Annotated in this window: 20 protein-coding genes and 1 pseudogene; 3 read left to right on the top strand and 18 right to left on the bottom strand. The window is 72.4% G+C overall.

Annotated elements, in window-relative coordinates; translation table 11 throughout:
* Positions 1-18: 18 nt before the first annotated feature.
* Positions 19-204 (top strand): annotated as a pseudogene (rpmD, locus tag O0S08_RS26645) (50S ribosomal protein L30); the annotation flags it as partial.
* A gap of 1093 nt (positions 205-1297) precedes the next feature.
* Here the strand turns inward: rpmD and O0S08_RS26640 are convergent.
* The 17 genes from O0S08_RS26640 to O0S08_RS26560 all read right to left on the bottom strand — a co-directional run bounded on the left by O0S08_RS26640 (position 1298) and on the right by O0S08_RS26560 (position 20995).
* Positions 1298-2431 (bottom strand): serine hydrolase domain-containing protein, encoded by a 1134-nt coding sequence (locus tag O0S08_RS26640; RefSeq protein ID WP_269032096.1) that lies wholly within the window; start codon positions 2429-2431, stop codon positions 1298-1300.
* Between the two features lie 65 nt (positions 2432-2496).
* Positions 2497-3309 (bottom strand): helix-turn-helix transcriptional regulator, encoded by an 813-nt coding sequence (locus O0S08_RS26635; protein WP_269032095.1) that lies wholly within the window; start codon positions 3307-3309, stop codon positions 2497-2499.
* A 150-nt stretch (positions 3310-3459) separates the two neighbouring features.
* A complete protein-coding gene (locus O0S08_RS26630; protein ID WP_269032094.1) occupies positions 3460-4566 on the bottom strand; it encodes an STAS domain-containing protein in 1107 nt (368 codons plus the stop codon).
* A gap of 683 nt (positions 4567-5249) precedes the next feature.
* A complete protein-coding gene (locus O0S08_RS26625; RefSeq protein ID WP_269032093.1) occupies positions 5250-5414 on the bottom strand; it encodes a hypothetical protein in 165 nt (54 codons plus the stop codon).
* A 999-nt stretch (positions 5415-6413) separates the two neighbouring features.
* On the bottom strand, positions 6414-7604 hold the full coding sequence (locus O0S08_RS26620) for a glycosyltransferase family 9 protein (RefSeq protein WP_269032092.1): 1191 nt from the start codon (positions 7602-7604) through the stop codon (positions 6414-6416).
* A 650-nt stretch (positions 7605-8254) separates the two neighbouring features.
* The gene (locus O0S08_RS26615) at positions 8255-9361 is read right to left on the bottom strand and encodes a glycosyltransferase family 9 protein (RefSeq protein WP_269032091.1); all 1107 of its coding nucleotides are present in this window, start codon (positions 9359-9361) and stop codon (positions 8255-8257) included.
* A complete protein-coding gene (rfaE2, locus tag O0S08_RS26610; protein WP_269032090.1) occupies positions 9358-10860 on the bottom strand; it encodes a D-glycero-beta-D-manno-heptose 1-phosphate adenylyltransferase in 1503 nt (500 codons plus the stop codon). Before rfaE2 ends, O0S08_RS26615 begins: the two co-directional genes overlap by 4 nt.
* Positions 10861-11384: 524 nt before the next feature.
* Positions 11385-11972 (bottom strand): D-glycero-alpha-D-manno-heptose-1,7-bisphosphate 7-phosphatase, encoded by a 588-nt coding sequence (locus O0S08_RS26605; RefSeq protein ID WP_269032089.1) that lies wholly within the window; start codon positions 11970-11972, stop codon positions 11385-11387.
* Positions 11969-12709 carry an SDR family oxidoreductase gene (locus O0S08_RS26600; RefSeq protein WP_269032088.1) on the bottom strand — a complete coding sequence of 247 codons (741 nt, stop codon included), beginning with the start codon at positions 12707-12709 and terminating at the stop codon, positions 11969-11971. The genes O0S08_RS26605 and O0S08_RS26600 overlap by 4 nt, the downstream gene beginning before the upstream one ends.
* 22 nt (positions 12710-12731) lie before the next feature.
* Positions 12732-14603, bottom strand: a complete 1872-nt coding sequence (locus tag O0S08_RS26595; protein ID WP_269032087.1) for a glycosyltransferase — start codon at positions 14601-14603, stop codon at positions 12732-12734.
* Positions 14600-15586 carry a glycosyltransferase gene (locus O0S08_RS26590; RefSeq protein WP_269032086.1) on the bottom strand — a complete coding sequence of 329 codons (987 nt, stop codon included), beginning with the start codon at positions 15584-15586 and terminating at the stop codon, positions 14600-14602. Before O0S08_RS26590 ends, O0S08_RS26595 begins: the two co-directional genes overlap by 4 nt.
* Positions 15565-16086 (bottom strand): glycosyltransferase family 9 protein, encoded by a 522-nt coding sequence (locus O0S08_RS26585; protein WP_269032085.1) that lies wholly within the window; start codon positions 16084-16086, stop codon positions 15565-15567. Before O0S08_RS26585 ends, O0S08_RS26590 begins: the two co-directional genes overlap by 22 nt.
* Positions 16079-17164, bottom strand: coding sequence for a glycosyltransferase family 9 protein (locus tag O0S08_RS26580; RefSeq protein WP_269032084.1), 1086 nt, complete (start codon positions 17162-17164; stop codon positions 16079-16081). The genes O0S08_RS26585 and O0S08_RS26580 overlap by 8 nt, the downstream gene beginning before the upstream one ends.
* Before the next feature lie 45 nt (positions 17165-17209).
* Positions 17210-17680 carry a hemerythrin domain-containing protein gene (locus tag O0S08_RS26575; RefSeq protein WP_269032083.1) on the bottom strand — a complete coding sequence of 157 codons (471 nt, stop codon included), beginning with the start codon at positions 17678-17680 and terminating at the stop codon, positions 17210-17212.
* 102 nt (positions 17681-17782) lie between these two features.
* A complete protein-coding gene (locus tag O0S08_RS26570) occupies positions 17783-18586 on the bottom strand; it encodes an endonuclease/exonuclease/phosphatase family protein (protein WP_269032082.1) in 804 nt (267 codons plus the stop codon).
* 19 nt (positions 18587-18605) lie between these two features.
* A complete protein-coding gene (locus O0S08_RS26565) occupies positions 18606-20030 on the bottom strand; it encodes a phytoene desaturase family protein (RefSeq protein ID WP_269032081.1) in 1425 nt (474 codons plus the stop codon).
* A complete protein-coding gene (locus O0S08_RS26560; protein ID WP_269032080.1) occupies positions 20003-20995 on the bottom strand; it encodes an SDR family NAD(P)-dependent oxidoreductase in 993 nt (330 codons plus the stop codon). The genes O0S08_RS26565 and O0S08_RS26560 overlap by 28 nt, the downstream gene beginning before the upstream one ends.
* A 362-nt stretch (positions 20996-21357) precedes the next feature.
* On the opposite strand from O0S08_RS26560, the gene O0S08_RS26555 reads away from it, so the two are divergent.
* Positions 21358-22674 carry a sensor histidine kinase gene (locus tag O0S08_RS26555; protein ID WP_269041874.1) on the top strand — a complete coding sequence of 439 codons (1317 nt, stop codon included), beginning with the start codon at positions 21358-21360 and terminating at the stop codon, positions 22672-22674.
* 27 nt (positions 22675-22701) lie between these two features.
* Here O0S08_RS26555 and O0S08_RS26550 read toward each other — a convergent pair whose 3' ends face one another.
* A complete protein-coding gene (locus O0S08_RS26550) occupies positions 22702-23871 on the bottom strand; it encodes a zinc-dependent alcohol dehydrogenase (RefSeq protein WP_269032079.1) in 1170 nt (389 codons plus the stop codon).
* 146 nt (positions 23872-24017) lie between these two features.
* On the opposite strand from O0S08_RS26550, the gene O0S08_RS26545 reads away from it, so the two are divergent.
* Complete coding sequence (locus tag O0S08_RS26545) at positions 24018-24539, top strand: inorganic diphosphatase (protein ID WP_269032078.1); 522 nt, start codon at positions 24018-24020, stop codon at positions 24537-24539.
* Positions 24540-24807 lie beyond the last annotated feature (268 nt).

Here is a 24807-nt window from a genome sequence, read left to right as displayed (position 1 = left end):
TGATGTCGGATTGACCTCATGGCGAGGAAACTGAAAGTCGTTCTTATACGCAGCCCGATCCATCGTCCGCTTACCCAGAGAACGACGGTTCGTGGCTTGGGCCTGCGTCGGCTGCACCAGTCGCGCATTCTCGAAGACACTCCCGCGGTTCGTGGGATGATTCGAAAGGTGCAGCACCTTGTGACGGTGGAACCTTATGATGAGAGTGCGGCGCCCAGCAAGAAGGTTGTTGGCCTTTTGGCCGCGAAAAATAGACGTCGCGGACAGACTATTTACCACCCATACTATGAGCCTGTTGGCGCCGCGATTATTGGCCGAATAGTGGGGCTGATGCGGCACTGGGAGTCGATTGAAGATGTCGATAGTAATGATGATGATTACCTTGACGCTGCGACGCATGAACTCGCAAAGGAAACAGGCGATGTCGTTATCGTTAAGCGTCAGCATTTGATTCCGCAGGCCCACATAAGAAGATTTTTAGCGCCAGGGGAAACCCAGGTCTGGGCTTTGCACCATCGGCATAACACTTTGAGGCGTAAGTCTCCTCGAGACTACTCGTTCTGTGCTCACCGCCTGTGGTCGCAGTCAGCGGAATCTGACTGGATGAAGGCGGTGGATGATCTATTTCTGTTGGTGTTGCCGGATTTGCCCGGAAACATCGAAGAGCCAATCGTTCAGGAGGCATTTAGCGAATACTGGGCGCTTTCCAGAGCTAGGTTTCGGGTTTTCTCCAAGCCGCCACGAGCTTACAATTTCCCAAGTATTACTAGGGTGAAGTACGATCAGGAAACCCGAGATCGCGAGGAAAGGTCGGGACGCGTGCTATACTCCGATCGCGGCGATGAGACGCGAGGAATCGTCGACTCTTTGATCTCGGCATGGGTTGATGCAGAACTCACGGCATTGCATGAGGCGGATATTATGTGGGGGGTTGTTGATGCCGATGATGGTGAATTTATCCTTCCGGACTTCTGGGCTGCAAGAGTTATCCCAATCAGCCCTTCAAGAATCGTTCAGGCGTACAAGCGTGGGGATCCTGAGTATGGCCCGTTGAGCAGGGCACGGAATCTGACTGAGGTAAACGAGTTCCAGGCTGAGCACAGCAAATTCTTCATGATTGCTAGCCAGGATGCTTTTTTGCGCGAGGTTCAAGCGCGGCATCGCAAACGGTGAGGTCCAGGATTCTCAAGTTTAGCGAAATCCGAGGGCCGCGAGGGCCAGTAGAAAAGCGGGGGACAAGCAGTGACGGCGTTGCGGCATGGCCCAGTTCCCGGACGCGCTGGGAAGAGCGCGAGCCTCACAGCGCCGGGAGGATCTTCTCCGTCAGCAGCTTGGCAGTGATGCGATGCGGTTGGGGGCGGTCGAAGTTGGTGGTGGTGATGACCACGACGACCTTCTGGGCGGGGAAGACCTGCACTGTGTTGCCGCCGCTGCCGTTCATCGCCCATGACTTCCAGGTCTGGTCGCCGACCGGAAACTGCATCAGCCACCACAGGTAGCCGTACTCGATGCCCTCGTCGACGCGGGCGTGCGGCTGGACGGAGCGCGCGACCCACTCGGCGGGCACCAGTTGCTGGCCGGCGTGGCGGCCTTCTTCGAGGTAGAGCTGGCCCAGGGCCAGGAGGTCGCGGCTGCGCAGGCCGAGGCCGCCTCCGGCCTGCGGCAGGCCCAGCGGCGAGAGCTGCCACTCGGGGTCGTCGATGCCGAGCGGCGTGAACAGCTTGCGTTGCGCGTAAGCGTCGAGTCGCTCGCCGGTGGCGGCCTGCAGCACCGCGCCGAGGGTCGTCACGCCGGCGGTGCAGTAGCGGAAGCTGCGGCCGTAGGGCGAATCGGCGGGCTTCGGCATCCAGGCGGGGAAGCCCTGGATCGGCAGGTCGAGGTAGAACTTCACCCAGTCCTCGACCAGGTACATGCGCTCCTCGTGGCCGCGCGAGTACTGGTTCTCGTCGTGGCATTCGAGCAGCGACGACATCGTCAGCAGGTCCTCGACGGTGATCTCCGCCTTGCGCGGATCGGGGTAGTCGGGCTGGCCGTATTGCCCGAGGTAAGCCAGGATCGGCGCATGCGCGCCCGGGAGCCGGCCGTCGGCGATCGCCTGGCCGACCAGGATGCCGGCGATCGTCTTGGTCGCCGATCGGGTGTTGCGCCGCGCCTCGGGCCCGCCGTCGTCGAAGTAGCGCTCGTAGAGCCGCTGGCCGTCGCGCGCGACCAGGATGCTGGTGATCTGGCCGAACTCGCCGGCCTCGACCGCCTTCGTGAGGTCGTCGAGGCGGGGTCGTGCGCTCGCAGCGGCCGGGGCCGCTTTCGTGTCGTCGAGGCGAGGTGGTGCGCTCGCAGCGGCCGGGGGGTCGGCGGCGCAGGTCGCCGCGGTCGCGTCGAGGAGCAGCAGGCAGGCGAGCGGACAGGCGGCGAACACGTTGAACACGGTCATCGGGCTCTCGGACGGGAGGGAGGTTATCCGGGCCGCGGGGCGTGGTCTTGTACGCCGTGAACGTGTCAGGCGCGCCGGAGGAGCCGGCGGAAGGCGGTGGGGGTGAGCCGGTAGGCGCGCCGGAAGGCGTGGCTGAAGTGGCTCTGGTCGACGTAGCCGCACTGCGCTGCGATGGCGGCGAGGGGGGTGCGGAGGTCTCGCAGCAGGGCGCAGGCGCGCTCGAGACGGCAGTGGCGCAGGTACTCGCCGGGCGAGCGGCCGTAGCGGGCCCGGAAGGCCCGCGAGAAGTGCACTGGATGCACGTCGGCGGCCGCGGCGAGCTCGGACAGGCGCGGCGTGACGTCGCTGGCGTCCTGCAGTCGTTCGCGGGCGCGAGCCAGCCACGGCGGCCCCGAGGACAATCGCTCGCGGGCGTCGAGCGCGGCATCGGCGAGGAGCAGGTGGTACTCGGATTCCACGACCAGCGCGGAGGCGTCGTCCCAGCGGGGCAATTCGTCGCACAGGCGATAGGCGGCGAGCAGGGCGGCGGTCCCCAGCCTCACTGCGTGGTCGGGGAGGGCGCGGGCTTTCGTGACCGAGTGCCATGATTCGGCCGGTACGGAGAGGGTGAAGAAGCGGCCGTCCAGGCCGCGGAAGCGATCCTTGTGCGTGGTCCCCGGCGGGTTGAGGACCAGCGCGGGTCGATCGCAGACCTCCGGCATGCCGCGCGCGCTGCTCACATAACGACCGGCGAGCAACAGCAGGAAGTGCGCGTCCTCGTGGGTGTGCTGGTGCACCTCGTGCTCGGGCACGGTGGGCCGCAGATCTGCCAGCGACAATCCGTGGGCCGAGCGCTGCCGCTCGCAGGCGCCGAGGAACTGTTTGGGTGCGAAGCGCACGGCGCCCATGATGCCGCAGGATGCGGCGGGGCTGTCGGCCGGCCTGGTGCTGCAGTGGGTCGAGCTCGTGCTGCCCCGGAGGAGGGCCGGGCCCTCGCCGGTCGCTCCGGCCCGTTCGCTACAGAAGCTACAGGGGCGTGGTGGCTGGGCTCAGCGGCGGTCGAGCTGGGCGAGGACGACCTTGAGGGCGTCGCGCAGGGTGGCGCGGACGTGCAGCGCGGTGAGGTCGACGCCGAGGGTGACGACGGTCTGGGCGATGTTGGGATGGAGGCCGGTGAGCACGCCCTCGGCGCCGAGCAGGCGCACCGCGCGGATCAGGGAGAGGAGGTGGCTGGCGGTGCTGGTGTCGACGACGTCGACGCCGGTCAGGTCGAGGATGGCGAAGCGGGCGCGCGCCCGGGTGATCGCCTGGAGGAGGTTGTCCATGATGTCGGAGGCGCGGGCGGTGTCGACGAGGCCGACGATCGGCAGGCAGATCACGCGGTCCCAGACCTCGATGATCGGCGTCGACATCTCGCGCAGGGCCTGCTGCTGGCGCTCGATGAGGTCGAGCTTGGCCTGCAGCTCCTCCTCGCGGCGCCTGGACTCGGTGATGTCGAGGGCGACGCCGGCGACGGCGATCTGCCGGCCCTGGCCGTCGCGGACCGGGATCACCCAGTTGTCGTAGGAGCCCTCGCCCTCCTGGGTGAGGTAGCGGACCGCGGTGCCCTGGAGGGCCTCGCGGACCAGGGGGTACTTGTCGCCGAAGCCGGCGAGGAGGTCCTGGCCGAGCAGCATGTCGGAGGTCATGCCGGTCCGTGCCATGCCGATGCCGTCCATCAGCAGGCAGGTGCCCGACATGTCGGCGACCCAGGCGATGATCTCGACGTTGTCGAGCAGCGCCCGCAGCAGGACGTCGCGGATCTGCGGCTGCGTGTCGACCGTCAACGCGGCGGGCCGGCCGTAGAACACGGCGCCGCCGCCGCTCAGCGGGCGCAGGCTCCACTCGCAGGTGACGACCGGCCGGCCCTCCCAGCGCGTCGCCCACACGCGCCGGGCGTCGCGGCCCTCGGCGAGCAGCGCCTGCCAGGCGTCGTCACCGCCGGGGACCGGGACGACTGCGCCGATCGGGCGGCCGACGGCCTCGTCGCTGGTCACGCCGAAGGCGGCCTCGGCGGCGGCGTTCCAGGCGAGGATCGTGCCCCCGGAGTCGACCTGGAGCGCGACGAGCGGCGCGTCCTGCAACAATTCGAAGCCCGAGACCGTGTCCGTCGCCATCGCTGCCTCCGTCGTTCATGGGGGTCGCGGGCGCGAGCTGCCCGTCGTCCACCGGCGGCGATTGTAGAGGCAACGACGATTGACGGACAGGGTCTCTGTTTGTGAGCGATTCGTCCGAGTCGGCGGTCGGCAACCGGTGAGGCTCCGTGGGCGCGGTTCCGACAGGCGAATCGCTATTCATGGCGGCCGCGCTCTCGCTCGTAAGACAGGTTCCAGCGCCCGAGAACGTGTTTCACCGCGGCGGTGCGCGCGCCGTGGGCGGCCACGACACCGCATGGATGATGGACGTGGCGAGTCCGCGCGAGGCCGCCAGTGCAATCGCGGCCGCGTCGCGCTGTGGACATTCGCCGCGGCGCGACGGCGAGACGTCGCATTGGCGAATGCGCGACCTCGGACTCGTCGCCGGACATTGGGGGACGAATGATCGGAGCCATGGCCATGCGCGTACGGAGGTCTCGGCGAGCCGGGACAGACCGACAGCGAGGAGCTCGGCGAGCGCTTGGGGTCGGCTGTGGCAGGCGAGCCGCTCGTGCGACGAGCTGGCGTGGACCCGCGATGACCGGGCTTTGTTGCAAAACGCTTGCGATCGGCGGTGGTGAAGCGCGCAGGGGTGGCGCGTGAAGGCACCGTTGCGGGGACCGATCGGAGCGCGGCGGGGTGAAGAGCGTCCAGGGTCGACGGGCTCAGCTGTCGAGGTCTTCCGGCATCGTCTCGAGGTCGTCGGCGGACAGCTCCTCGATGTTCTCGCACAGCGCTTCGAGGCTGGCTTCGGCTTCGAGGAGAAACTCCTCGTCGCTGAGGTTCCCCCAGAGCGGGGCCGATGGGGCTTGAACTCGTTCGTGATTCATGCGAGCATCCCTCCCGAGTGTGATCGTATTGGCAGTTGCGTGCGCCGCAGTTCCGCCTAATCGCCGGAGACGCGGCGAAAGCGGTCGTGAGGGCCGCTCCGCTCGGGTTCCCGTTTGCGCTCACAGACGAGAGCGAGGCCATCGCGCACAACCCGCGCGTATCGGACTGTGGGCACCGGCGACGAGAAGGCGAGCATCTCTCGCCACGCCGGGCTCGGCCGGAGTGGCCGCGCGCGGGACGGCGGGCGAGCGGGCGCAGCAATGCCCGACGAGCGGGCGCGCCTGTCTCGCTGGCACAATCGGGCTCGTCCTGGCGGGCTTCGCGTCGGCGACGCTCGCGCTCGCGTCCGCGTCCGCGACAGACGGCTCGGCTGCAGCCGAGGTCGGAGCCGCCCGCGAAAGCGATGAGGCCGTCGCGGCCGCCTACGCATCCTGCTTGGGCTATCGTCGCGGCCTGAAGGCTCGCGGTCGTCCCCGGCGAGGGCCGACTGCCGGCGGAATCATCAGACTCAGCCGATGAAGAGCACCCGTGCATCCTGCTCGGGCTGCTGTCGCGGCTCGGCCTGAAACCTCGCAGTCGCTCCGACGAGGGGTCGGCTGCCGTCGTCAGACTCAGCCGATAAAAAGCACCCGTGCAGCCTGCTCGGGCTGCTGTCGCGGCTCGGCCTGAAACCTCGCAGTCGCTCCGGCGAGGGGCCGACTGCCGGCGGAATCAGCCGATAAAAAGCATCTGTGCATCCTGCTCGGGCTGCTGTCGCGGCTCGGCCTGAATGCTCGTAGTCGTCCCGGCGAGGACCGACTGTCGGCGGAATCATCAGACTCAGCCGATAAAAGCATCCGTGCGGCTCGGCCTGAATGCTCGCAGGTCATGCCGACGGCCCGGCGGAATCATCTGACCGATCGGGGATGGGCGCGGGCTGCTCGCTCGCAGATCAAGGGGGCGGTGATCGAGTTCGCCGGTACGGAGGAGCGGGGCGTGCGGGCGGACATCGCGGGGTTTCAGGCGCGCACGGAGGTCTCGGCCAGCAGGGACAGGCCGGCGGCCAAAACCTCGGCGGGGGCCAGGGCCAGGCACTCGTGCTCGGTCGGGCAGGCGAAGCGGTAGCAGGGGGTGCAGGCGGTCGGGCGGCGCAGGAGGCGGTGCGGGGAGGTGCGGGGGCGCCACTGGCTGTCGCGGTCGGTGCCGGCGTAGGTGACGAGCTGGGGCACGGCGAGGGCGTCGGCGAGGTGCAGGGCGGCGGTGTTGTTGGTGAGGACGAGGCGGGCGCCGGCGAGGAGGGCGGCGAACTCGGGCAGATCTGTCTCTCCGACCAGGTCGACGCCGCGCGGGCCGAGCAGCGCGGCGAGCTCGCCGACGCGTTGGCGGTCGCGGGCGGCCCCGCAGACGAGGAGGCGCAGGTCGGCGTACTCGGCGAGGGCGCGGGCGGCGAGGGCGTGGCGCAGCGGGTCGTAGGTGCGCGCGGCGCAGCTGGCGAACGGGTTCCACACGAGGTAGTCGCCGGTGACGCGGTGCGCGGCCAGGCGGGCGTCGGCGGCGCTCCAGGCGGCGCGGGGCAGCCGGATCTCGAGCCGGCGATCGGTCACCGGCACGCCGAGGCGCTCGATCAGCAGCAGGTTGCGCTCGCACTGGTGGAGGGCGTCGTCGGCGTGCGGGAGGGCGACGGTGAGGGCCCGCCCGCGCTCGCGTGATTCGCCGATCCGCGCCGGGATCCCGGCGAGCGCGCAGGCGAGGGCGGCCGGGTGCGGGGTCTGGCGAAAGCTGGTGAGGATCAGGGCGAGGTCGTGGTCGCCGCGCCGCAGGGCGGCGATCAGGTCGCGCTCGCGCGCGGGATCGAAGGCGAGGCGGCCCAGGTCCTGCCACAGGGCGCGGCACGGCTCGATGTCGTCGACCCACGGCAGCAGGGCGGCCGCCGGGGCGCCGCCGGGGCTGGCGAGCAGGGTGAGGTGGACGTGCGGCAGGTGGGCCTTGAGGGCGCGCAGGGTCGGGCCGGTGAGGATGACGTCGCCGAGGTTGTCGAGCCGGACGACGAGGATCCGCCGCACCCCCGACCAGTCGGGGAGCCGCTGCGCGCGCCCGCGGTCACGGGTCGCAGCGGGATCGGTCCCGCGTACCCGCGAGTAGTCGCGGCCGAGCCGCGGGCGAGGATCGAGGGCGAGCGGCGCGGGGATCGGGTCGTTGCGAGGGGACATCGATGGGCTCCGGGGGAGGCGTCAAGGGGGCACGACATGGCGAGGGCAGGGACGAGGCATTGCGAGCTTGAATGGCTGCGCCGAGGTCATGAATTGCGAAGAGGCGAGGGGAAGCCTGCGCGCGGCGAGGGATGCTCCGGCCGAGATGTCATGACTTTGCGAGGGGCGAGCTGAAGCGCGGCGCGCGGCGAGGGATGCTCCCGCCGAGATGTCATGACTTTGCGAGGGGCGAGCTGAAGCGCGGCGAGCGGCGAGGGATGCTCCGGCCGAGATGTCATGACTTTGCGGGGGGCGAGCTGAAGCGCGGCGAGCGGCGAGGGATGGCGCCGGCCGAGAGGCCATGAATGGCGAGGAGGCGAGGTGAAGCCTGCGAGCGGCGTTGATGGCTCCGGCCGAGAGGTCATGACATTGCGGGGAGGCGAGGTGAAGCGCTGCGGCGAGGGATGGCTCCGGCGTGACGTCATGACATTGCGGGGAGGCGAGGTGAAGCGCTGCGAGGGGCGAGGATGGCTCCGGCGTGACGTCATGACATTGCGGGGAGGCGAGGTGAAGCGCTGCGAGGGGGCGAGGGATGGCTCGACGCAGGGCGAGGGGCAAAATTGGTCATGACATTGTCGGAGAGGTCGGGGAGCGCGAGTGGGTCGCGGGGGTCACGACATTGCGAGGGGGCAGGGGATGGTTACAGCCTCGTTCTCGCGGGCGCCGGGCTGCAGCAGCTCGAGGGCGGCGGCGACGACGGCGGCGGGCGGGACGCCGCGCAGGCACAGGTGATGGCCTTCGGGGCAGATCGATCGGTAGCAGGGGGCGCACGGGACGGGGTGGTTCAGGACCCGCGCCGGGACGGCCCACGGGGTGTGCTGCGGGTTGGTGAGGGCGTAGAGGTCGACGACGGGGGTGCCCATGGCGGCGGCGACGTGGGCGGGGCCGGTGTTGTTGCTGATGAGCAGGCCGGCGCGGCCGATCACGGCCGCGAGGGCGCCGAGCGTCAGGCGACCGGCGAGGGAGTGGGTGGCCACGCCGGCGGCGCCGCGGATCTGCTCGACCAGCGCGACCTCGTCGGCGGTGCCGGTGAACACGAGGTCGACGCCGTGGTCGCGCACGAGGCTGCGGGCGACCACGGCGAAGGCGGCCGGCGGGTAGCGGCGCGAGCTGGCGGAGGCGCCGGCGTGGACGACGGCCCAGCGGCGACCGAGGCGCAGGCGGCGGAGCTCGTGCTCGGCGGCGAGGTGGTCTTCAGGACATGGCCGGAGAGACAGGCGTTGATGCGACGGGCGCAGGCCGACGGCGGCGGCGAGGTCGAGCTGGCGGGTGACCTCGTGGCGGACGCCGCGCTCGGGCTCGGTCTCTCGCACCCAGTCGGTGAGCAGCTGGTAGGGGTTCTCGCGGCAGTGGGCCAGGCGCAGCGGGATGTCGGCGAGGAAGGCCAGGAGCGCGGCGGGCAGGGGGTTCTGGCTGTAGACGGTGAAGACGACGGCGGCGTCGAAGCGGCCGGCGCGGAGGCGGTCGACGACGGCGCGATCGCGGGCGGCGTCGCTGCGCGCGGCGCTGGCCTTGAGCCACGGGGCGTCGTAGGTCCAGACGTCGTCGACCTCGGGCACGAGGCGGCCGACGACCGCGCCGGGGGGCGAGGTGAGCAGGGTGAGGTGGCGCTGCGGGTGACCCTCCTTGACCGCGCGCAGGGCCGGGGTGGTCATGAGCACGTCGCCGAGGGTGTCGAGGCGGACGCACAGGACGCGGCGGGCCGACGACCAGCTCATCCGTGGCCCCCTCCTGCGCCGATCCGGGCCAGGATCCCGGTGGTGCTGAAGTCGTCGAGGTACGGCAAGAACCACACCTCGCCGCCGAGGCTGGTGACGAGCGGGGCCTCGGGCAGGTTGTCGAGGCTGTAGTCGCCGCCCTTGACGTAGACGTCGGGTCGCGCGAGCTCGATGAGGCGCACGGGGGTGTCCTCGGCGAACTCGACGATGTGATCGACGCACGACAGGGCGGCGAGGACCTGGGCCCGATCGGCGGCGCGGTTGATCGGCCGGGTGGCGCCCTTGAGCCGGCGGACGCTGGCGTCGGCGTTGAGGCCGACGATCAAGACGTCGCCGAGGGCCTTGGCGCGGCTGAGGCAGGTGATGTGGCCGCGGTGGAGGATGTCGAAGCAGCCGTTGGTGAACACCAGCCGCTTGCCGGCGCGGTGCAGGCAGTCGGCGACGACGGCGAGGTCGTCGTCGCTCAGCAGCTTGTCCTGCGAGGCGAGGTGGGCCCGCAGCTCGGCGGCCGTGCAGGCGGTGGTGCCGTCGCGGGCGACGACCAGAGTGGCGGCCCCCTGGGCCAGGTCGGCGCAGGCGTGGGTCGGGGCGCCGGCGGCGAGGGCGAGGGCGAGGGCGCTGACGAAGGTGTCGCCGGCGCCGGTGGCGTTGGCGTCGGAGGTGGGGCGGGCGTAGGTGCGGTAGGCGGGCTGACCTGTCTCGAAGACCAGGGCGCCGGCGCTGTCGAGGGTGACCGCGGCCACCCGCGCGCCGGTGGTCTGCAGCAGCTCGGCCTCGTGGCCGGCGATCTGGTCGACGCGGCCGTCGCCGTGGCCGCCCGTGAGGCCGAGCAGGCGCGCGGCCTCGGCGTAGTTGGGCTTGACCGCGGTGGGCCGGGCGCGCGCGAGCCGGCGCAGGTCCTTGGCGTCGGCGACGAGGACGCGCTCGTGCGCGGCCTGCAGGGCGGCGATCTCGTCGAGGACGCCCTCGGTCAGGACGCCGTAGCCGTAGTCGGAGACGATGACCGCGTCGACCTCGCGCCAGGCGGCCCGCAGGCGCTCGCGCAGGCGCGACTCGCAGGCCGGGTCGAGGCCGTCGCGGCTGCCGGCGTCGAGGCGCAGGAGGATCTGGCCGCCGGCGAGGACGCGCTGCTTGACGAGGGTGCGCCGCGACCCGGCGCGCACGAGGCCGTCGTCGGGGACGCCGAGCGCGGCGAGGGAGCGGGCCAGGCGATCGGCGTCGTCGTCGGCGCCGACGACCGAGAGCAAGGTGACCCGGGCGCCGAGGGCGGCCACGTTGACGGCCGTGTTGGCGCCCCCCCCGGGGACGTCGCGGCGCGCGTCGATGTCGACGACGGGCACCGGGGCCTCGCGGCACAGCCGCTCGCTGTGACCGTCGAGGTACGCGTCGAGCATGGCCTCGCCAATCACGAGGGTCCGCAGGCCGGCGAAGGCGTCGAGCACGGGGAGCAGGACGTGGGTCATCGCGGTCGCTCCGGGGCGAGGGGTGATTCGGGACATGTTGCGATGAACATGTCTGAAAGGACCTGCAACCGGACGCCGCGATCGAGGTTACCAGCGGCGCACTCGGGCGCGAGGATGGGACCGGGGGCTGGCGCTTCGTGGAATGTCGCAAAGGACATGTCCGAAAGTGCGTTCGCAAGCGTACCGGAGGCGAGGTCGCGGGCGTCGGTGCGGGGAGCGGCGGCGCACGGGGAGGCGAGGGCGGAGCTCGGGGCCGGCGCTCCGGGGAATGTCGAAGAGGACATGTCGCTCGACGGCGCGCCCCGGGCGAGGTCGCGGGCGTCGGCGACGGCGTCGCGCCCGGGCGCCAGCGCTTCCGGGAATGGCGTAAAGGACATGTCCGAAAGTGCGTTTGGCGGTGCGCCGGAGCGGGGGTCGCGGGCGCGGGCGGTCGCAGGCGGCGCGCCGCGGCCCGCGGGTGCGCCGGGGGCCGGCGCTTCTGGACATGTCTTTATAGACATGTCCTGAAGGGCCGGCGAGCGCGGGCGGGAGGATGGGCGCGGGGTGGGCATCGCGGTCGCTCAGGCGAAGGACGTGGGGCGTTCGTCGTGCTCGCCGAAGTTGTGGTCGGCGACGATCCGGCGGGCGGCCTCGGCGAGGTCGGCGGCGACGAGGGTCGGCGCGTGGCGGGGCTCGGGCGCGGGCGGGGAGGCGGCGAGCAGGGCGGTGTGGCAGCCGGCGCGGCGGCCGGCCTCGACGTCGCTGGCGATGTCGCCGATCATCCACGAGCGCGCGAGGTCGAGGCCGAGGTCGAGGGCGGCGCGGCGGAGCAGGCCGGGGGCGGGCTTGCGGCAGTCGCAGACGACGGCGTACTCGGGCACCGCGCCGGCCGGCAGGTGCGGGCACCAGTAGAAGCCGTCGAGCTCGAGGTCGAGCAGGTCCTCGATCCGGGCCTGGACGCCGAGCAGGTCGTGCGGGCTGAACAGGCCGCGGGCGACGCCCGACTGGTTGGTGACGACGACCAGGGCGTAGCCGGCGGCGCGCAGCGACCAGGCGCCGTCGCGGGCGCCGCGGGTCAGGCGGACGTGGGCGGGGTCGACGTTGTAGGGGACGTCGTCGATGAGGGTGCCGTCCTTGTCGAGGAAGGCGGCGGGGCGGAGGCGCGTCATGGCCAGCTCGTCTCGCGCATCGGCACGACCATCAGCTCGGGGACGACCGACTCGCCGGGCATGGCGAGGAGGAAGCGGATCGTCTCGGCGACGTTGCGCGGGTCCTGGAGGTTGGTGATCGGGGTGTCGGGGAAGCGGTCGAGGATGAACGGGGTGCGCATGCCGCCGGCCAGGAGCGCGGTGACCTTGATGCCGAACGGGCGGCCCTCGACGTGGAGGGCGTGGGACAGGCCGAGGAGGCCCCACTTGCTGGCGTGGTAGGCGCTGGCGTTCTGCCAGGCCCGCTTGGCCGCGGTCGAGACGATGTTGACGATGTAGCCGCCGCCCTGGGCGCGCAGGCGCGGGAAGGCGGCGCGGCTGAGGACGAACGGGCCGCGCAGGTTGACGGCGAGGACGCGGTCGATGTCGTCGACGCTGAGCTCGTCGACGGCGAGAGTCTTGTCGGTGCCGGCGTTGTTGACGAGGACGTCGAGGCGGCCGCGGCGGGTCACGATGTCCTCGATCAGGGTCTGGCCGGCGTCGGCGTCGCGGACGTCGAGCGGCGCGCCCTCGATGCTGCCGCCGGCGTCGCGCACCTCGGCGACGAGGCGGGCCAGGGGCCCGGGCTGGATGTCGGCGACGACCACGTGCGCGCCGGCGGCCGCGAGGGTGCGGCCGATCTCGGCGCCGAGGCCGGAGCCGCCGCCGGTCACGAGCGCTGTCTTGCCCGCGAGGGGTGATTCGATCACGAGGGTCATGGGTCCTCCGTTCGAAGGCGAGTCATTGCAAGGGGGCCACCCGCGCCTCCACCAATTCGCAGATCAGGTGCAGGGCCAAGGTGTGGACCTCCTGAATGCGCTGAGTGTCGGGCGAGGGGACGATCAGGGCGCAATCGGCGAGGTCGCCGGCCTCGCCGCCGGTGCCGCCGAGGAGGGCGAAGGTGTGGAGGCCGCAGTCGCGGGCGGCCTTCAGGGCGGCGACGACGTTGGCCGAGCGGCCGCTGGTCGAGATGCCGAACACCAGGTCGCCGGGGCGGCCGTAGGCGCGGACCTGGCGGGCGAACACGTCGGCGTAGCCGACGTCGTTGGCCCACGCGGTCAGCACGGCGGTGTCGGCGTTGAGGGCGATGACCGGCAGGCCGGGGCGGTCGGGGGCGAGGAAGCGACCGACGAGCTCGGCGGCGAAGTGCTGGGCGTCGGTGGCGCTGCCGCCGTTGCCGCACACCAGCACCTTGCCGCCGCGGGCGAAGGCGGTGCTGACGAGGTCGGCGGCGCGGACGATGTCGTCGCGCAGGCTCGAGCGGGCGCGCGACAGGACTGCGAGCAGGTCGTCGAAGCCGCGGTCGACGGCGGCGACGGCGGCGGTCGGCGCCTCGGCGGGCCGACGACCGACGGCCCCGGCGAAGGCGTCGGCGAGGCGCGCCGCGACCTTCTCCCAGGTGAACATGGCGTGGACGCGCTCGAGGCCGAGCTGGGCCATGCGCCGGGCCAGGCGCGGCTGCGACAGGACGAGCGCGAGCTTGTCGGCGAGGGCGTCGGGGTCGCTCGGCGGGACGAGGTAGCCGGTCTCGCCGTGCGCGACGGTGTGGGCGATCCCGCCGACGTTGGCGCCGATCACCGGGACGCCGCAGGCCATGGCCTCGAGCGGGGTGATGCCGAACGGCTCGTACCACGGGGTGCTGACGAACACGTCGGCGGCGACGTAGTAGTCGCGCAGCTCGTCGCGGCCGCGGCTGCCGACGAAGGTGACGCGATCGGCGACGCCCTCGGCGCGCGCGACGGCCTGGAGGCGGCCGATCTCGGGGGTGAGCGCGGGGTCGGGCCGCCGCGCCTCGCCGCCGACGACGACGAGGCGCGCGCGCAGGTCGGCGGGCAGCCGCGCGAGCGCGCGGATGACGTTGTCGACGCCCTTGCGCGGGACCATGCGCCCGAGCTGCAGGACGACCCGGTCGCTGTCGGCGAGGCCGAGCGCGGCCCGGGCCTCGGCGCGGCCGCCCGGCCAGAATTCGCCGGGATCGAAGCCGCACGGGACCATGACGAGCTTCTCGGGATCGGCCGAGTAGAGCGTCATCAGGTCGACCTCGTCCTGCGGGCACTCGGCGACGATCACGTCGGCCTCGCGGACGACCCGCTCCTCGATGGCGAAGCGCTCGTCGGGGAAGCCGTCGGCCTGGCCCTGGTGCTGCCGCCGGACCTTGCCGAGGGCGTGGAAGGTGACCGCGAACGGGACCCCGAGCTCGCGCTTGAGCTCGGCGGCGACCAGGCCGCTCATGAAGAAGTTGGCGTGCGCGAGGTCGTAGCGCTCGCGCCGGGCGTGGGCCGCGACCGCGCGGGTGAACGCGGGCATCAGCGGCAGCAGGGTCTCCTTGGCCAGCGGCGCGGGCGGGCCGGCGTCGACCGCGATCACGCGCACGCCGTCGCCGAGCTCGACGACCGTGGGCAAGGTCGGGCCGTCGCGGCGGGTGAACACGTCGACCCGGTGGCCGCGGCGGCCGAGGTGGCGCGCGACCTGGGCGACGTAGACGTTCTGCCCGCCGCTGTCGCGCCCGCCCAGCGGCGCGAGCGGCGAGGCGTGCTCGCTGATCATGGCGATCCGCAGCGGGCGCGCGGCGTAGCCCACGTCGGCGTCGGCCTCGAACGGCAGGGGTTTCACGCGGTCCTCCGCGCCGGCTCGGTGACCTGTCCCTCGGGACATCCGGTGACCTCGCCCAGGACCCGCGACCAGTCGGCGGCGAAGCGGTCGATGCCGAAGCGCCGGCGGGCGAGCCTGCGCGCGCCGACGGCCAGCTCGGCGGCCTCGGCCGGATCGGCGAGCAGGCGCCGCATGTGCCCGACCAGGCGCCCGAGGTCGGTCTCGACGTAGCCGTTGACGCCGCTCTGGACGGCGGTGCTCATCTCGGTGGTGGCGAGGCCGAGGATCGGCAGACCGATCATCATCGCCTCGCACACGGCCAGGCCGAGGCTGGTGTAGCGGATCGGGTTGAAGAAGAAGCGATAGCGGCCGAGGCGCGCGTGCAGCTCCCGCAGCGGCAGGTCGCCGAGGCCGCCGAGGGCGGTCGAGTCCATGCCGGCGAGGTCGAGCGGGACGTCGGCGCGCACGCGGTCGAACACGTCGCGGCCGAGCCGACGGCCGCGCCGCGCGAGGTCGTTGACGACGACGATCCCGCGCGTCAGCTCGCCGGTCCAGCGGATGTCGTCGGGGACGCGGACGCCGTGCTCGACGACCCGCGCCGGGGTGCGCCCGGCGTCCCACATGAGGGCGTTGAACGGGGTGACGTGCACGAGCAGGACGTCGGGGTCGTCGACCGGGTGGCGGGTGTCGGTCGGCGACTCGCGCGGCGGATCGTGCTCGAGGTAGACGCGCGGCAGACGGCGCTGGGCGGGGCTCAGGACCTCGAATTGATCGCACTCGTAGTTGCGCCGCGACTGGAACAGGACGACGTCGAATTGCTGCTGCGCCAGGACGTCGGCCGCGACCTCGTGGACGTTGGCGCCCCAGGCGAAGCCGCCGCTGCGCCCGCCGTAGCCCTCGGGACGACCTGGCTTTACGGGCAGGTAGAAGTCGTGCGGCGCGTGGGTGAGGTAGTAGAGGTAGCTGCCGTGAACGTGCCAGGTCAGAACGCGGAGTCGTCGCACGATGGCCTCGCTTTCGCGCCCGCGGGGGCGAGCGCCGCGCTCAGGTCGAGCGCGTCGAGCAGGGAGAGGTGGCGCCCCGGGCCGATGACGCCGGCCGGCGGGGGCGGGACGGCCGGCGAGAGCACGGTGCCGCCGAACTCGACGGCGAAGCCGGCCCGCACCGGGATGCCGGCGAGATAGGCGAGGTAGGCGACCTCGAAGGCGGTCTCGCCGACGGCCGTGAACACGAGGGCGGCGTCGAGGCGGGCGCCGGCCAGCCGCTCGACCAGGGCCGCGAGGCGGCGGGCGTCGAACCGCGACCACGCGCCGGCGGGGATGACCTCGTCGACGAAGGCGGCGACCCGCCCGGCCGCGCGCGCGTCGGCCAGCAGGACCACGAGCGCCTGCGGCAGGGCGACGCGCAGGCGGATCAGCGCCGGGCCGAGCTCGTCGCAGCCGGCCGCGGGCGGGACGACGAGCAGCCGTCGGGCCCGGCGCAGCGCGGCCCGCGGGTCAATCACGGTCCACCCCCGCGAGGAACAGCGCGGCGTCGGCCTCGGCCAGGATCGCTGCGGCCGTCGGCGGCGCGGTGCGGGCGTCGACGACGCGGTGACGCACGCGATCGAGGGGCGCCCACCGGCCCGGGGCAGTGACGCGGAAGACGACGACGCTCGGGGTCTGCAGCGCGCTCGCCAGGTGCGAGACGCCGGTGTCGCCGGCGACCACGAGGCGCGCGCGCCGGACCAGCGCGCCGAGGGTGCCGAGCGAGGTGCGGCCGACCAGATCGACGAGGTCGCGGCCGGCGCGGCGGCCGACGGCGGCGGCGAGGCCGGCCTCGTGGGCGTGGCCGGTGACGACCACGGCGAGGCCGCGCGTCGCCAGGCCGTCGACGACCTGCGCGAGCACCTCGGGCTCGACGCGCCGCTGCGGCGCGGCGGCGCCGGGGTGGACGATGGCGAAGCCGACGTCGGGCGCGAGGCCGGCGGCCCGCAGCGCCGCGTCGCACTCGCGCTCGTCGGCCGGGGCCAGCGGGAATTCGAGCCGTTCGCCGCGCGCCTCGACGCCGAGGAAGCCGAGCAAACTGAGGTGAATGCGCGGCTCGGCCAGATCGCCGGGGTATTGCAGGAAGGTGGCCGGATCGGGGCACGGCTGCGGCGGGGCGTAGAAGCCGGCGGTGGCCCGCGCGCCGAGCAGCTGGACGAAGATGTTGCTGACCAGGCCGTCGCCGTGCATCTGCAGCGCGAGGTCGAAGCGGTCCTGCACCGCGCGCAGGAAGTCGGGCAAGGCGCGCACGTCGGGCGGGGTCTCGGGCAGGCCGGGGAAGCCGGGGAACGCGAGCAGGCGGTCGACGAGGTGCGGATAGCGGGCGACCAGCGCGCGGGTGCCGGCGAGGCCCAGCAAGGTGATCCGCGCCCGCGGCAGGGCGGCCCGCAGGGCCCGCAGGGCCGGCGTGACGCACAGGAAGTCGCCGAGGCCCGGCAGCGCCCGCATGACCACGACCTCGCGCGGCGACGGGCCCCATCCGCCGACCCGCGCGCGCAGGTCCGACTCCCTCGCGGCCGAGCCGAGCGCGACCTCCGGTGATACGACTCCGCTCATTGCCGTGGTTCGCTCCGCGGGCGGGAAATCATCGTAGTCGGCCGATCACGCGGCGGCCTCGGGCTCGACCCGCGATTCGAGCGCCTCGAAGGTCTCGGCCAGGGTGCGCGCCTGATCGTCGTCGATGAAGGCCTCCATCGCGGGGAAGATCGTGTTCTCCTCGAACTCGACGTGCTGCGTCACGTTCTCGGTCAACGCCTCGATCCTCGACCCCCACGCGTCGTCGTCGGCCCGCATCACCTCGAGCTCGGCGAGCCGGCGCCGGATGTCCGAGTGGTCGGACTCGGCGTCGCGGGCCAGCTTCTTGCCCTCGGCGTCGTGCTGGGCGAGGACGTCGTAGAACACGGCCTCCTCGGCCCGCGCGTGGCGGTCGAGCGCGTCGCGGACCCGGGTGAACAGCTGCTGACCGCGGGCGACGTCCTGCTCGCGCGACAGCTGGGCGAGCAGCTCCGAGATGGCGCGGTGCTGGTCGCGAATCACCTGGTAGATGGTGGGGTCTTGAGCGGTTTCGATCATCGGGCCGTTCATGACACGGGCGGCCGAATGGGGCCAGTCGAATCACGCCCGCCCGGTGCACGTGGCGTCGTGTGGTGATTCCGCCGGCCGCGCCGATTGTGGTCAGCGGGCCGATCGCTGGCGAAAACCCTGGCGCGTCGACGGAGCGACGTCCGCCCGCTCGTCGGGCATTGCCAGCAGCGCCAGGACGCCCGCGTGGTCGGAGGCCCGGCGCTCGCCCGGTCCGTCGAGCACGAGGGAGACGCCGCGCAGGCGCGGGGCGAGCCGGCGATCGAGCAGCAAATAATCGATGCGTCGGGCCAGCGCGCCGGCCTCGTAGAAGGTGTGACCCGGGGCGTCGGGGCGCAGCGCGGACCAGGCGTCGACGAGGCCGCCGCGGACCAGGCGGGCGAGCGCGTCGCTGCCCGGGGTCTGGTTGAAGTCGCCGAGGACGAGCGTGGGGCCCGCGAGCGCGGCGAGGTAGGCGAGGAGCTCGTCGACGTTGTCGCGCGCCTGTTCGTCGACCCACGAGAGGTGGGCGCAGACGACGTGGAGCGGGCCGCCGGGCGCCGGATAGAGGCCGTGCAGCAGGACGCGATCGTGGGGGTCGTCGTCGCCGCGGCGCGACAGCGGCTGGACGCGGACCGCCAGCGCCGGGACCCGCGACAGCAAGGCGAGGCCCTGCTCACGCCCGTCCGCATCGCGCGCCGCGGGCCGGTAGACGACGTCGTACCCGCCGACGTCGCCGGCCAGCTGCGCGGCCTGATCGCGGCCCGATTCGATCGCAGGGTCGCGGGCGACCGCCTGCAGCGCGACCAGGTCGGGCCGCTGCTCGGCGAGCATCGCCGCGACGAGCGGCCGGCGTGCGCTCCACGGGCCGTGCCGCTCGCCGTAGGCGTTGAGGTTGAAGGACAGGAGCCGCATCATGGTCGGCGATGGTGATCGATCACGCGAGCGCCCGCGCGAGCACGCTGCGCGCGCAGCCGTAGCCGCACATGCCGTGCACGCCACCGCCCGGCGGCGTCGACGACGAGCAGAGGAAGATGTCGGGTGCGGGGGTGGTGTACGGATCGCGGCGGACGAGCGGGCGAAAGAACAGCTGGCGCAGATCGGCCAGGCCGCCGTTGATGTCGCCGCCGACGTAATTGGGGTTGTAGCGGGCCATGTCGACCGCGGTCCGGGCCGCGCGGGCGACGATGACGGCGCGGAAGCCGGGGGCGAAGCCTTCGACCTGGGCCTCGATGCGCGCGCCGACGTCGGCGGCCGAGCCGTGCGGGACGTGACAGTAGGCCCAGGCGGTGTGCATCCCCGGCGGCGCGCGGGTGGGGTCGAACAGGCTCGGCTGGGCCAGCAGGACGAACGGCTCGGCCGCGATCTCGCCGCGGTGGACGCAGACGAGGGTGTGATGAATGGCCGCGAGCGAGCCCGAGAGATGGACGGTGCCGGCGCGGGCGCAGGCCGGGTCGCGCCAGGGGATCGGGGCGCTCAGGGCCCAGTCGAGCTTGTAGACGCCGGGGCCGTAGCGAAACGAGCCGAGCCGGCGGAGGTACGCCGAGGGCAGGCGGCCGGCGGTGATGGTGGCCAGGCGTCGCGGCGAGACGTCGAACAAATAGGCGCGCGCCGGCGGCAGCTCGGAGATATGCGTGACGTCGTGGTTCAGCTCGAGCTCGCCGCCGAGCTCGCGCAGGTGGGCGACGAGGGCGTCGACGATCGACTGCGAGCCGCCGCGCGCGAGCGGCCAGCCGACCGCGTGCGCGGCGATCGTCAACACCAGGGCGAACGCGGCGGTGGCGGGCGCGTCGAGCGGGATCATCGCGTGCGCGGCGATCCCCGCCAGCAGGGCCCGCGCGCGCTCGTCGGCGAAGCGCCGCGCGAGGCCCTGCATCGACCGCAGGCCCAGCGCGCCGAAGCGGGCCAGCAGCAGCGGATCGGCGGGCCAGCGCAGCGGGCCGAGGATCATCGGCAAGAGGTCGTCGAAGCGGGCGACGAACGGCCCCACGAGGTCGCGGTAGATCGGCGCGTCGGCGCCGAACTGCGCGGCGGTGGCGGCGAGCGACCGCTCCAGCGGCACCGCGGCGCCGTCGGCCATGACGTGCACGAGCGGGGTCGGCGGCTCGATCCACGCCAGGCCGTGACGCGCGAGCGGCAAGCTGCGAAAAAGCGGCGAGGCGGCGCCGAGCGGGTGGATCGCGGCGCAGGGATCGTGGACGAAGCCGGGCAGGGTCAGCGCGCTCGAGCGACAGCCGCCGCCCGGGGTGGCCGCGGCCTCGATCACGAGGGTGGAGCGACCCGCGGCGGCGAGGACGATCGCGGCGGCCAGGCCGTTGGGCCCGGCGCCGACGATCACGGCGTCGTAGGCAGCACGTGCCATCGGCGGAGGCGGTGGCGGACTGCGTCGGCCTCGATGCGGAGGATCTCGCGCCCGGTCCAGGCGATGAACGAGGGCGCGCCGATCCGCGGCGGGCGGCGCCCGTGCACCGCCGCGTCCTCGTCGGCCGGGCGGAACAGGTTGCCCTCGACCGGCGGCTCGCCGGCGCCGAGGTGGAACCGACCGAGCGCGCGGTACAGCAGCCGCTCCAGGGTGCGCGGGAAGAAGCGGTGGATCACGAGGCCGAGCTCGGCGATCTTCGGCACGAAGCTCTGGCGCCGGGGATGATCGACGAGGTCGACCACCGCGCGCGCGACCTTCTCCGGCGATTGCACCGGCGGCATGGCGTGGACGTGGCGGCCGAGGTCGTTGGCCGCGACCTGGAAGTGCGGGGTGTCGATCGCGTAGGGGAAGGCGGTGCACACGTGGATGTCGGGGTACTCGGCCAGCTCGACGCGCAGCGCCTCCGTCAGGCCGTGCACGGCGAACTTGCTGATCACGTAGGACGGCACGAAGGGGTGGCCGATCTTGCTGAGCACCGAGCCGATGTTGATGAGCGTGCCTCGCCGCTGGCGGCGAAACACCGGGACCACGGCGCGCGCGCCGTGGATCGCGCCGAAGAGGTTGGTCTCGAGCACCCGCCGGTGATCCGCGAGCGCCCCGCCCTCGAGCGGGGCGAACAGGGTGACGCCGGCGTTGTTGATCCACACGTCGATGCGGCCCCAGGTCGACAGCGTCGTGTCCGCGAGCCGCATCACCGCGTCCTCGCGGGTGACGTCGGTCGGCACTACCAGCGCCTGGCCGCCGCGCTCGCCGCAGCCCGCCGCGGTGCGCTCGAGCTCGTCGACGCGGCGCGCCGCCACTGCCACCCGGCAGCCGCGCTCCGCCAGCCGATAGGCGGTCGCCCGCCCGAGCCCGCTCGAGGCGCCGGTGACGACCGCGACCCTCGATTCGCCTCGCCGTCTCATGGCCGCGCAGTATGCCGGCGATCCGTCCGCGCGCCAGCAGCGGCCGGCGGGGTCGGTCACCCATGATATGTCATAAAGGACATGTCCTTCAGGCAATCACAGCAGCGCGCCCGGCGGTCGGGAGCGCGCTGCGGGCTCGGGCGGGGCGGCGACGGTGTGGGCCGGCGAGGCGAGGTCCCCGGGGTTTTTCCCGACCGGCGCAGCGCGCGGGCGAGGCGTCTCCCGCGCCCGCGCCCCGTCGCAGGATCGCGGCGATCCCCTCGCGCGAGGTTCCCGCGGCCGCGCCGGAGCGTCGCGGTCCCGCGGCTCGCCAATCCGCGAGGCTTGGCCATAGCTTTAAGTTCGCACGGCCGGCCGTGCGCATGATGAGCGAGGAGCCCGACACCGCCGCCGGCGAACGCGCGCCGGAGCCGCCGCTGTTCGTGACGCTGACGCGCCTGCTCGCGCTGCCGGTGACGTCGGTCCGCGAGACCCTCATGGAGGCCTGCGAGGTGCTGACGACGGTGATCGTCACCGACAAGATCGACGCGTTCCTGCACGACCCCGGCAGCGATTCGCTGGTGGCGGTCGGGACCAACGACATGCCGATGGCCCGCCAGCAGCGCGCGATCGGCCTCGACCGCCTGCCGCTGGCCAACGGCGGGCGCGCGGTCGAAGTTTTCCGCACCGGCAAGCGCTACATCTGCGACGACGTGGCGGCCGACCGCGAGGAGCTGCCCGGCATCCGCGAGGTGCTGAAGGTACAGTCTGCGATCGGCGTGCCGATCGAGGTCCAGGGCAGGCGCCGCGGGGTGCTGCTGGTCGTGTCCGCGGCGAAGAACATGTACCAGTGGGGAGACCTCGAGTTCCTGGCCGCCGTCGCGCACTGGGTCGGCGTCGTGACCCACCGCGCCGAGCTGGTCGAGGAGGCCACCCGCGCCGCGGCCGAGCGCGCGCGCCAGCGGACCGCGGAGGAGCTGGTGTCGGTGGTGGCCCACGACCTGCGCAACCTGGTGACGCCCCTCAGCGCGCGGCTGCAGGTGCTGTCGGCGCGGGCGCAGGCCGAGTCGCGCGCGGCGGACATCGCCGAGCTGGGCAAGGCAGTCCGCGCGGTCGAGCGGCTCGAGCGGGTGCTGACCTGCCTCCTCAGCGTCGAGCGGATCGAGCGCGGCCTGTTCGACCCGAAGCTGCAGGACGTCGACCTCGTCGAGCTCGCCCGCAGCACCGCCGCGCTGTTCGCCACCGGCGGCCACGAGATCGAGCTCGAGGCGCCCGCGCAGCTGCGCGTGCGCGCCGATCCCGACACCCTGCGCCAGGGGCTCGAGAACCTGCTGCACAACGCGGTCTCGCACTCGCCGGAGGGCGCTCCCATGTCTCTGACGATCCGCAACGAGCGGGCCGAGGGCGCCGACTGGACGGTCCTCCGCGTCCGCGACTTCGGCCCGGGGATCCCGGCGGAGCTCCGGCCGACCCTGTTCGACCGCTTCGCCGCCGGCCCGCAGTCGATCGGCCTCGGCCTCGGCCTGTACCTGGCGCGCAGCATCGTGCAGGCCCACGGCGGGGCGCTGACGGTCGAGGACCCCGACGGCCCCGGGGCCTGCTTTCGCCTGGCGCTGCCGCTGGTCGAGCCGCCGGAGGCGAACGGCGAGGACCCGGGCGGCGGACCGCACGCTTCGAATGGCCAAAAGGACATGCCCTGAAGCGCATGTCCTTTCGGTCACCGAAGATCACGGCTTCAGCACGACCTTGATGCAGCCCTCTTTCTTGTGCTGGAAGATGTCGTAGCCCTTCGGCGCCTCCTCGAGGTGGAGGCGGTGGGTGATGACGAACGACGGGTCGATCTCGCCGGCGGAGATCCGCTGGAGCAGGGCCGGCGCGTAGCGGTGGGTGTGCGTCTGGCCCATCTTGAGGTTGAGCCCCTTGTTGAAGGCGGCGCCGAACGGGAAGTGGTCGATGGGGCCGCCGTAGACGCCGGGGACCGAGAGGGTGCCGCCCTTGCGGCAGGCCATGACCGCCTGGCGGAGGGCGATCGGCCGGTCCGGCTGGAGGCCGACGGCCTGCTTGACCCGGTCGGACCAGAACTCGAGGCCGTGGCCGTGCGCCTCCATGCCCACGGCGTCGATGCAGATGTCCGGCCCGCGCCCGCTGGTGAACTCCTTGAGGACCTCGATGACGTCCGACTTCTCGTAGTCGATCGGGGTGGCGCCGCACTGGGTGCGCGCCAGCTCGAGGCGCTCGGGGAAGCGGTCGATGGCGATCACCCGCTCGGCGCCAAGCATCTTCGCGCTCTTCAGCGCGAACAGACCGACCGGCCCGCAGCCCCACACCGCCACGACGTCGCCCTCCTGCACGCCGCACACCTCGACCGCCATGAAGCCGGTCGAGAAGATGTCGCCGATGAACAGCACCTGCTCGTCGCTGAGGTCGCTCTCGATCTTGAAGTGGTTGACGTCGGCGAACGGCACCCGCACATACTCGGCCTGGCCGCCCGGGTAGCCGCCGAACATGTGCGAATAGCCGAACAGACCGGCCGGTGCGGCGCCGAACTGCTTGGTCGCCACGGCGGCGTTGGGGTTGCTGCGGTCGCACAGCGACCACAGCTGCCGCTTGCAGAAGAAGCAGTCGCCGCAGCTGATGTTGAACGGCACGACCACCCGATCGCCCTTCTTCACCGCGCGCACCTCGCGACCGACCTCGACCACTTCGCCCATGAACTCGTGGCCGAGGATGTCGCCCTTCTGCAGCGTCGGTATGAGGCCGTCGTAGAGGTGGAGGTCCGAGCCGCAGATCGCGCAAGAGGTGACCTTGACGATCATGTCGCGCGCGTCCGCCAGCTGAGGATCGGGGACCGTCTCGATCCGCACGTCGCGGGTGCCGTGGTAGCGCAGAGCTTTCATGGCCGAGGCATGACTCGAGTGCCGCCCGCGTGGTAGGCCGATCGGAAAAATACCGGGGCTTGCGGACTCATCCGTATGTGCCCTCGCCGGGAGCACGGTCGAGTCCGCCGATTCGACGCCGGTCCGGGCAGTGCTATGAATCGTGCATGTCGCGCGACAAGTTGGCACGGATCCCGCCGTTCGTCGCCGACGACATCCACGCGGTCATCGAGACGCCGGCCGGCCGGCGCACCAAGTACAAGTGGGACCCGGCGCAGGGCGTGTTCACCCTGCACAAGGTGCTGCCGGTCGGCATGGCGTTCCCGCTCGACTTCGGGTTCGTGCCCGGCACCGCGGGCGCCGACGGTGACCCCCTCGACGTGTTCGTGATCACCGACGAACCCTCGTTCGCCGGGTGCCTGATCCGGGCCCGGCTCCTCGGGGTGATCACCGCCGAACAGGCGGTCGCCGGCCAGCCGCCGGTCCGCAACGACCGCTTCCTCGCCGTCAGCGCGGCCTCGCGGGACCACGAGCCCGTCCGGCGGCTCGAGGACCTGAATCCGCGCACCCTGACCGAGCTCGAGCGATTCTTCGTCCACTACAACGAGCTCGAGGGCAAGCAATTCCGGGTGCTCTCACGGCTCGGCCCCGAGGCGGCGCGTTCGCTGCTCGAGGCGGGGCAGAAATAGCGCGACCGTCCCCGGCCTGGTCGTGCCGCGAATCGCAAGACGACTCGAACTTCGACAATAGGCGGGCGACGCACGAACCCGAGGGCCAGGAGCCACGGGAAGGCCGGGGAGCGATCGTTTCGCGGTCGGCCTCGCAAGCCACGAGGCGACCAGGGCGATCCATGCGGACGCTGACCCTGCCAGCCGCGGAACCGCCGGTGCAGGCCGAGGCCTGCGGCGACAGCGGGCCCTGAGCCGTCACGGCCCGCTGGCGCGAGCCAGACGGCCA

Origin of the sequence: Nannocystis punicea (genome assembly GCF_026965555.1) — a bacterium.
Lineage (GTDB): Bacteria > Myxococcota_A > Polyangia > Nannocystales > Nannocystaceae > Nannocystis > Nannocystis punicea.
This window is presented reverse-complemented; position numbering and strand designations above follow the sequence as displayed.

Bases quoted from the DNA above. Each gene is read 5' to 3' on its own strand.
- O0S08_RS26640 (WP_269032096.1), bottom strand. From the start codon at position 2,431: ATGACCGTGTTCAACGTGTTCGCCGCCTGTCCGCTCGCCTGCCTGCTG.
- O0S08_RS26630 (WP_269032094.1), bottom strand. From the start codon at position 4,566: ATGGCGACGGACACGGTCTCGGGCTTCGAATTGTTGCAGGACGCGCCG.
- O0S08_RS26625 (WP_269032093.1), bottom strand. From the start codon at position 5,414: ATGAATCACGAACGAGTTCAAGCCCCATCGGCCCCGCTCTGGGGGAAC.
- O0S08_RS26620 (WP_269032092.1), bottom strand. From the start codon at position 7,604: ATGTCCCCTCGCAACGACCCGATCCCCGCGCCGCTCGCCCTCGATCCT.
- O0S08_RS26615 (WP_269032091.1), bottom strand. From the start codon at position 9,361: ATGAGCTGGTCGTCGGCCCGCCGCGTCCTGTGCGTCCGCCTCGACACC.
- rfaE2 (WP_269032090.1), bottom strand. From the start codon at position 10,860: ATGTCCCGAATCACCCCTCGCCCCGGAGCGACCGCGATGACCCACGTC.
- O0S08_RS26605 (WP_269032089.1), bottom strand. From the start codon at position 11,972: ATGACGCGCCTCCGCCCCGCCGCCTTCCTCGACAAGGACGGCACCCTC.
- O0S08_RS26600 (WP_269032088.1), bottom strand. From the start codon at position 12,709: ATGACCCTCGTGATCGAATCACCCCTCGCGGGCAAGACAGCGCTCGTG.
- O0S08_RS26580 (WP_269032084.1), bottom strand. From the start codon at position 17,164: ATGAGCGGAGTCGTATCACCGGAGGTCGCGCTCGGCTCGGCCGCGAGG.
- O0S08_RS26575 (WP_269032083.1), bottom strand. From the start codon at position 17,680: ATGATCGAAACCGCTCAAGACCCCACCATCTACCAGGTGATTCGCGAC.
- O0S08_RS26570 (WP_269032082.1), bottom strand. From the start codon at position 18,586: ATGATGCGGCTCCTGTCCTTCAACCTCAACGCCTACGGCGAGCGGCAC.
- O0S08_RS26565 (WP_269032081.1), bottom strand. From the start codon at position 20,030: ATGGCACGTGCTGCCTACGACGCCGTGATCGTCGGCGCCGGGCCCAAC.
- O0S08_RS26560 (WP_269032080.1), bottom strand. From the start codon at position 20,995: ATGAGACGGCGAGGCGAATCGAGGGTCGCGGTCGTCACCGGCGCCTCG.
- O0S08_RS26555 (WP_269041874.1), top strand. From the start codon at position 21,358: ATGATGAGCGAGGAGCCCGACACCGCCGCCGGCGAACGCGCGCCGGAG.
- O0S08_RS26550 (WP_269032079.1), bottom strand. From the start codon at position 23,871: ATGAAAGCTCTGCGCTACCACGGCACCCGCGACGTGCGGATCGAGACG.
- O0S08_RS26545 (WP_269032078.1), top strand. From the start codon at position 24,018: ATGTCGCGCGACAAGTTGGCACGGATCCCGCCGTTCGTCGCCGACGAC.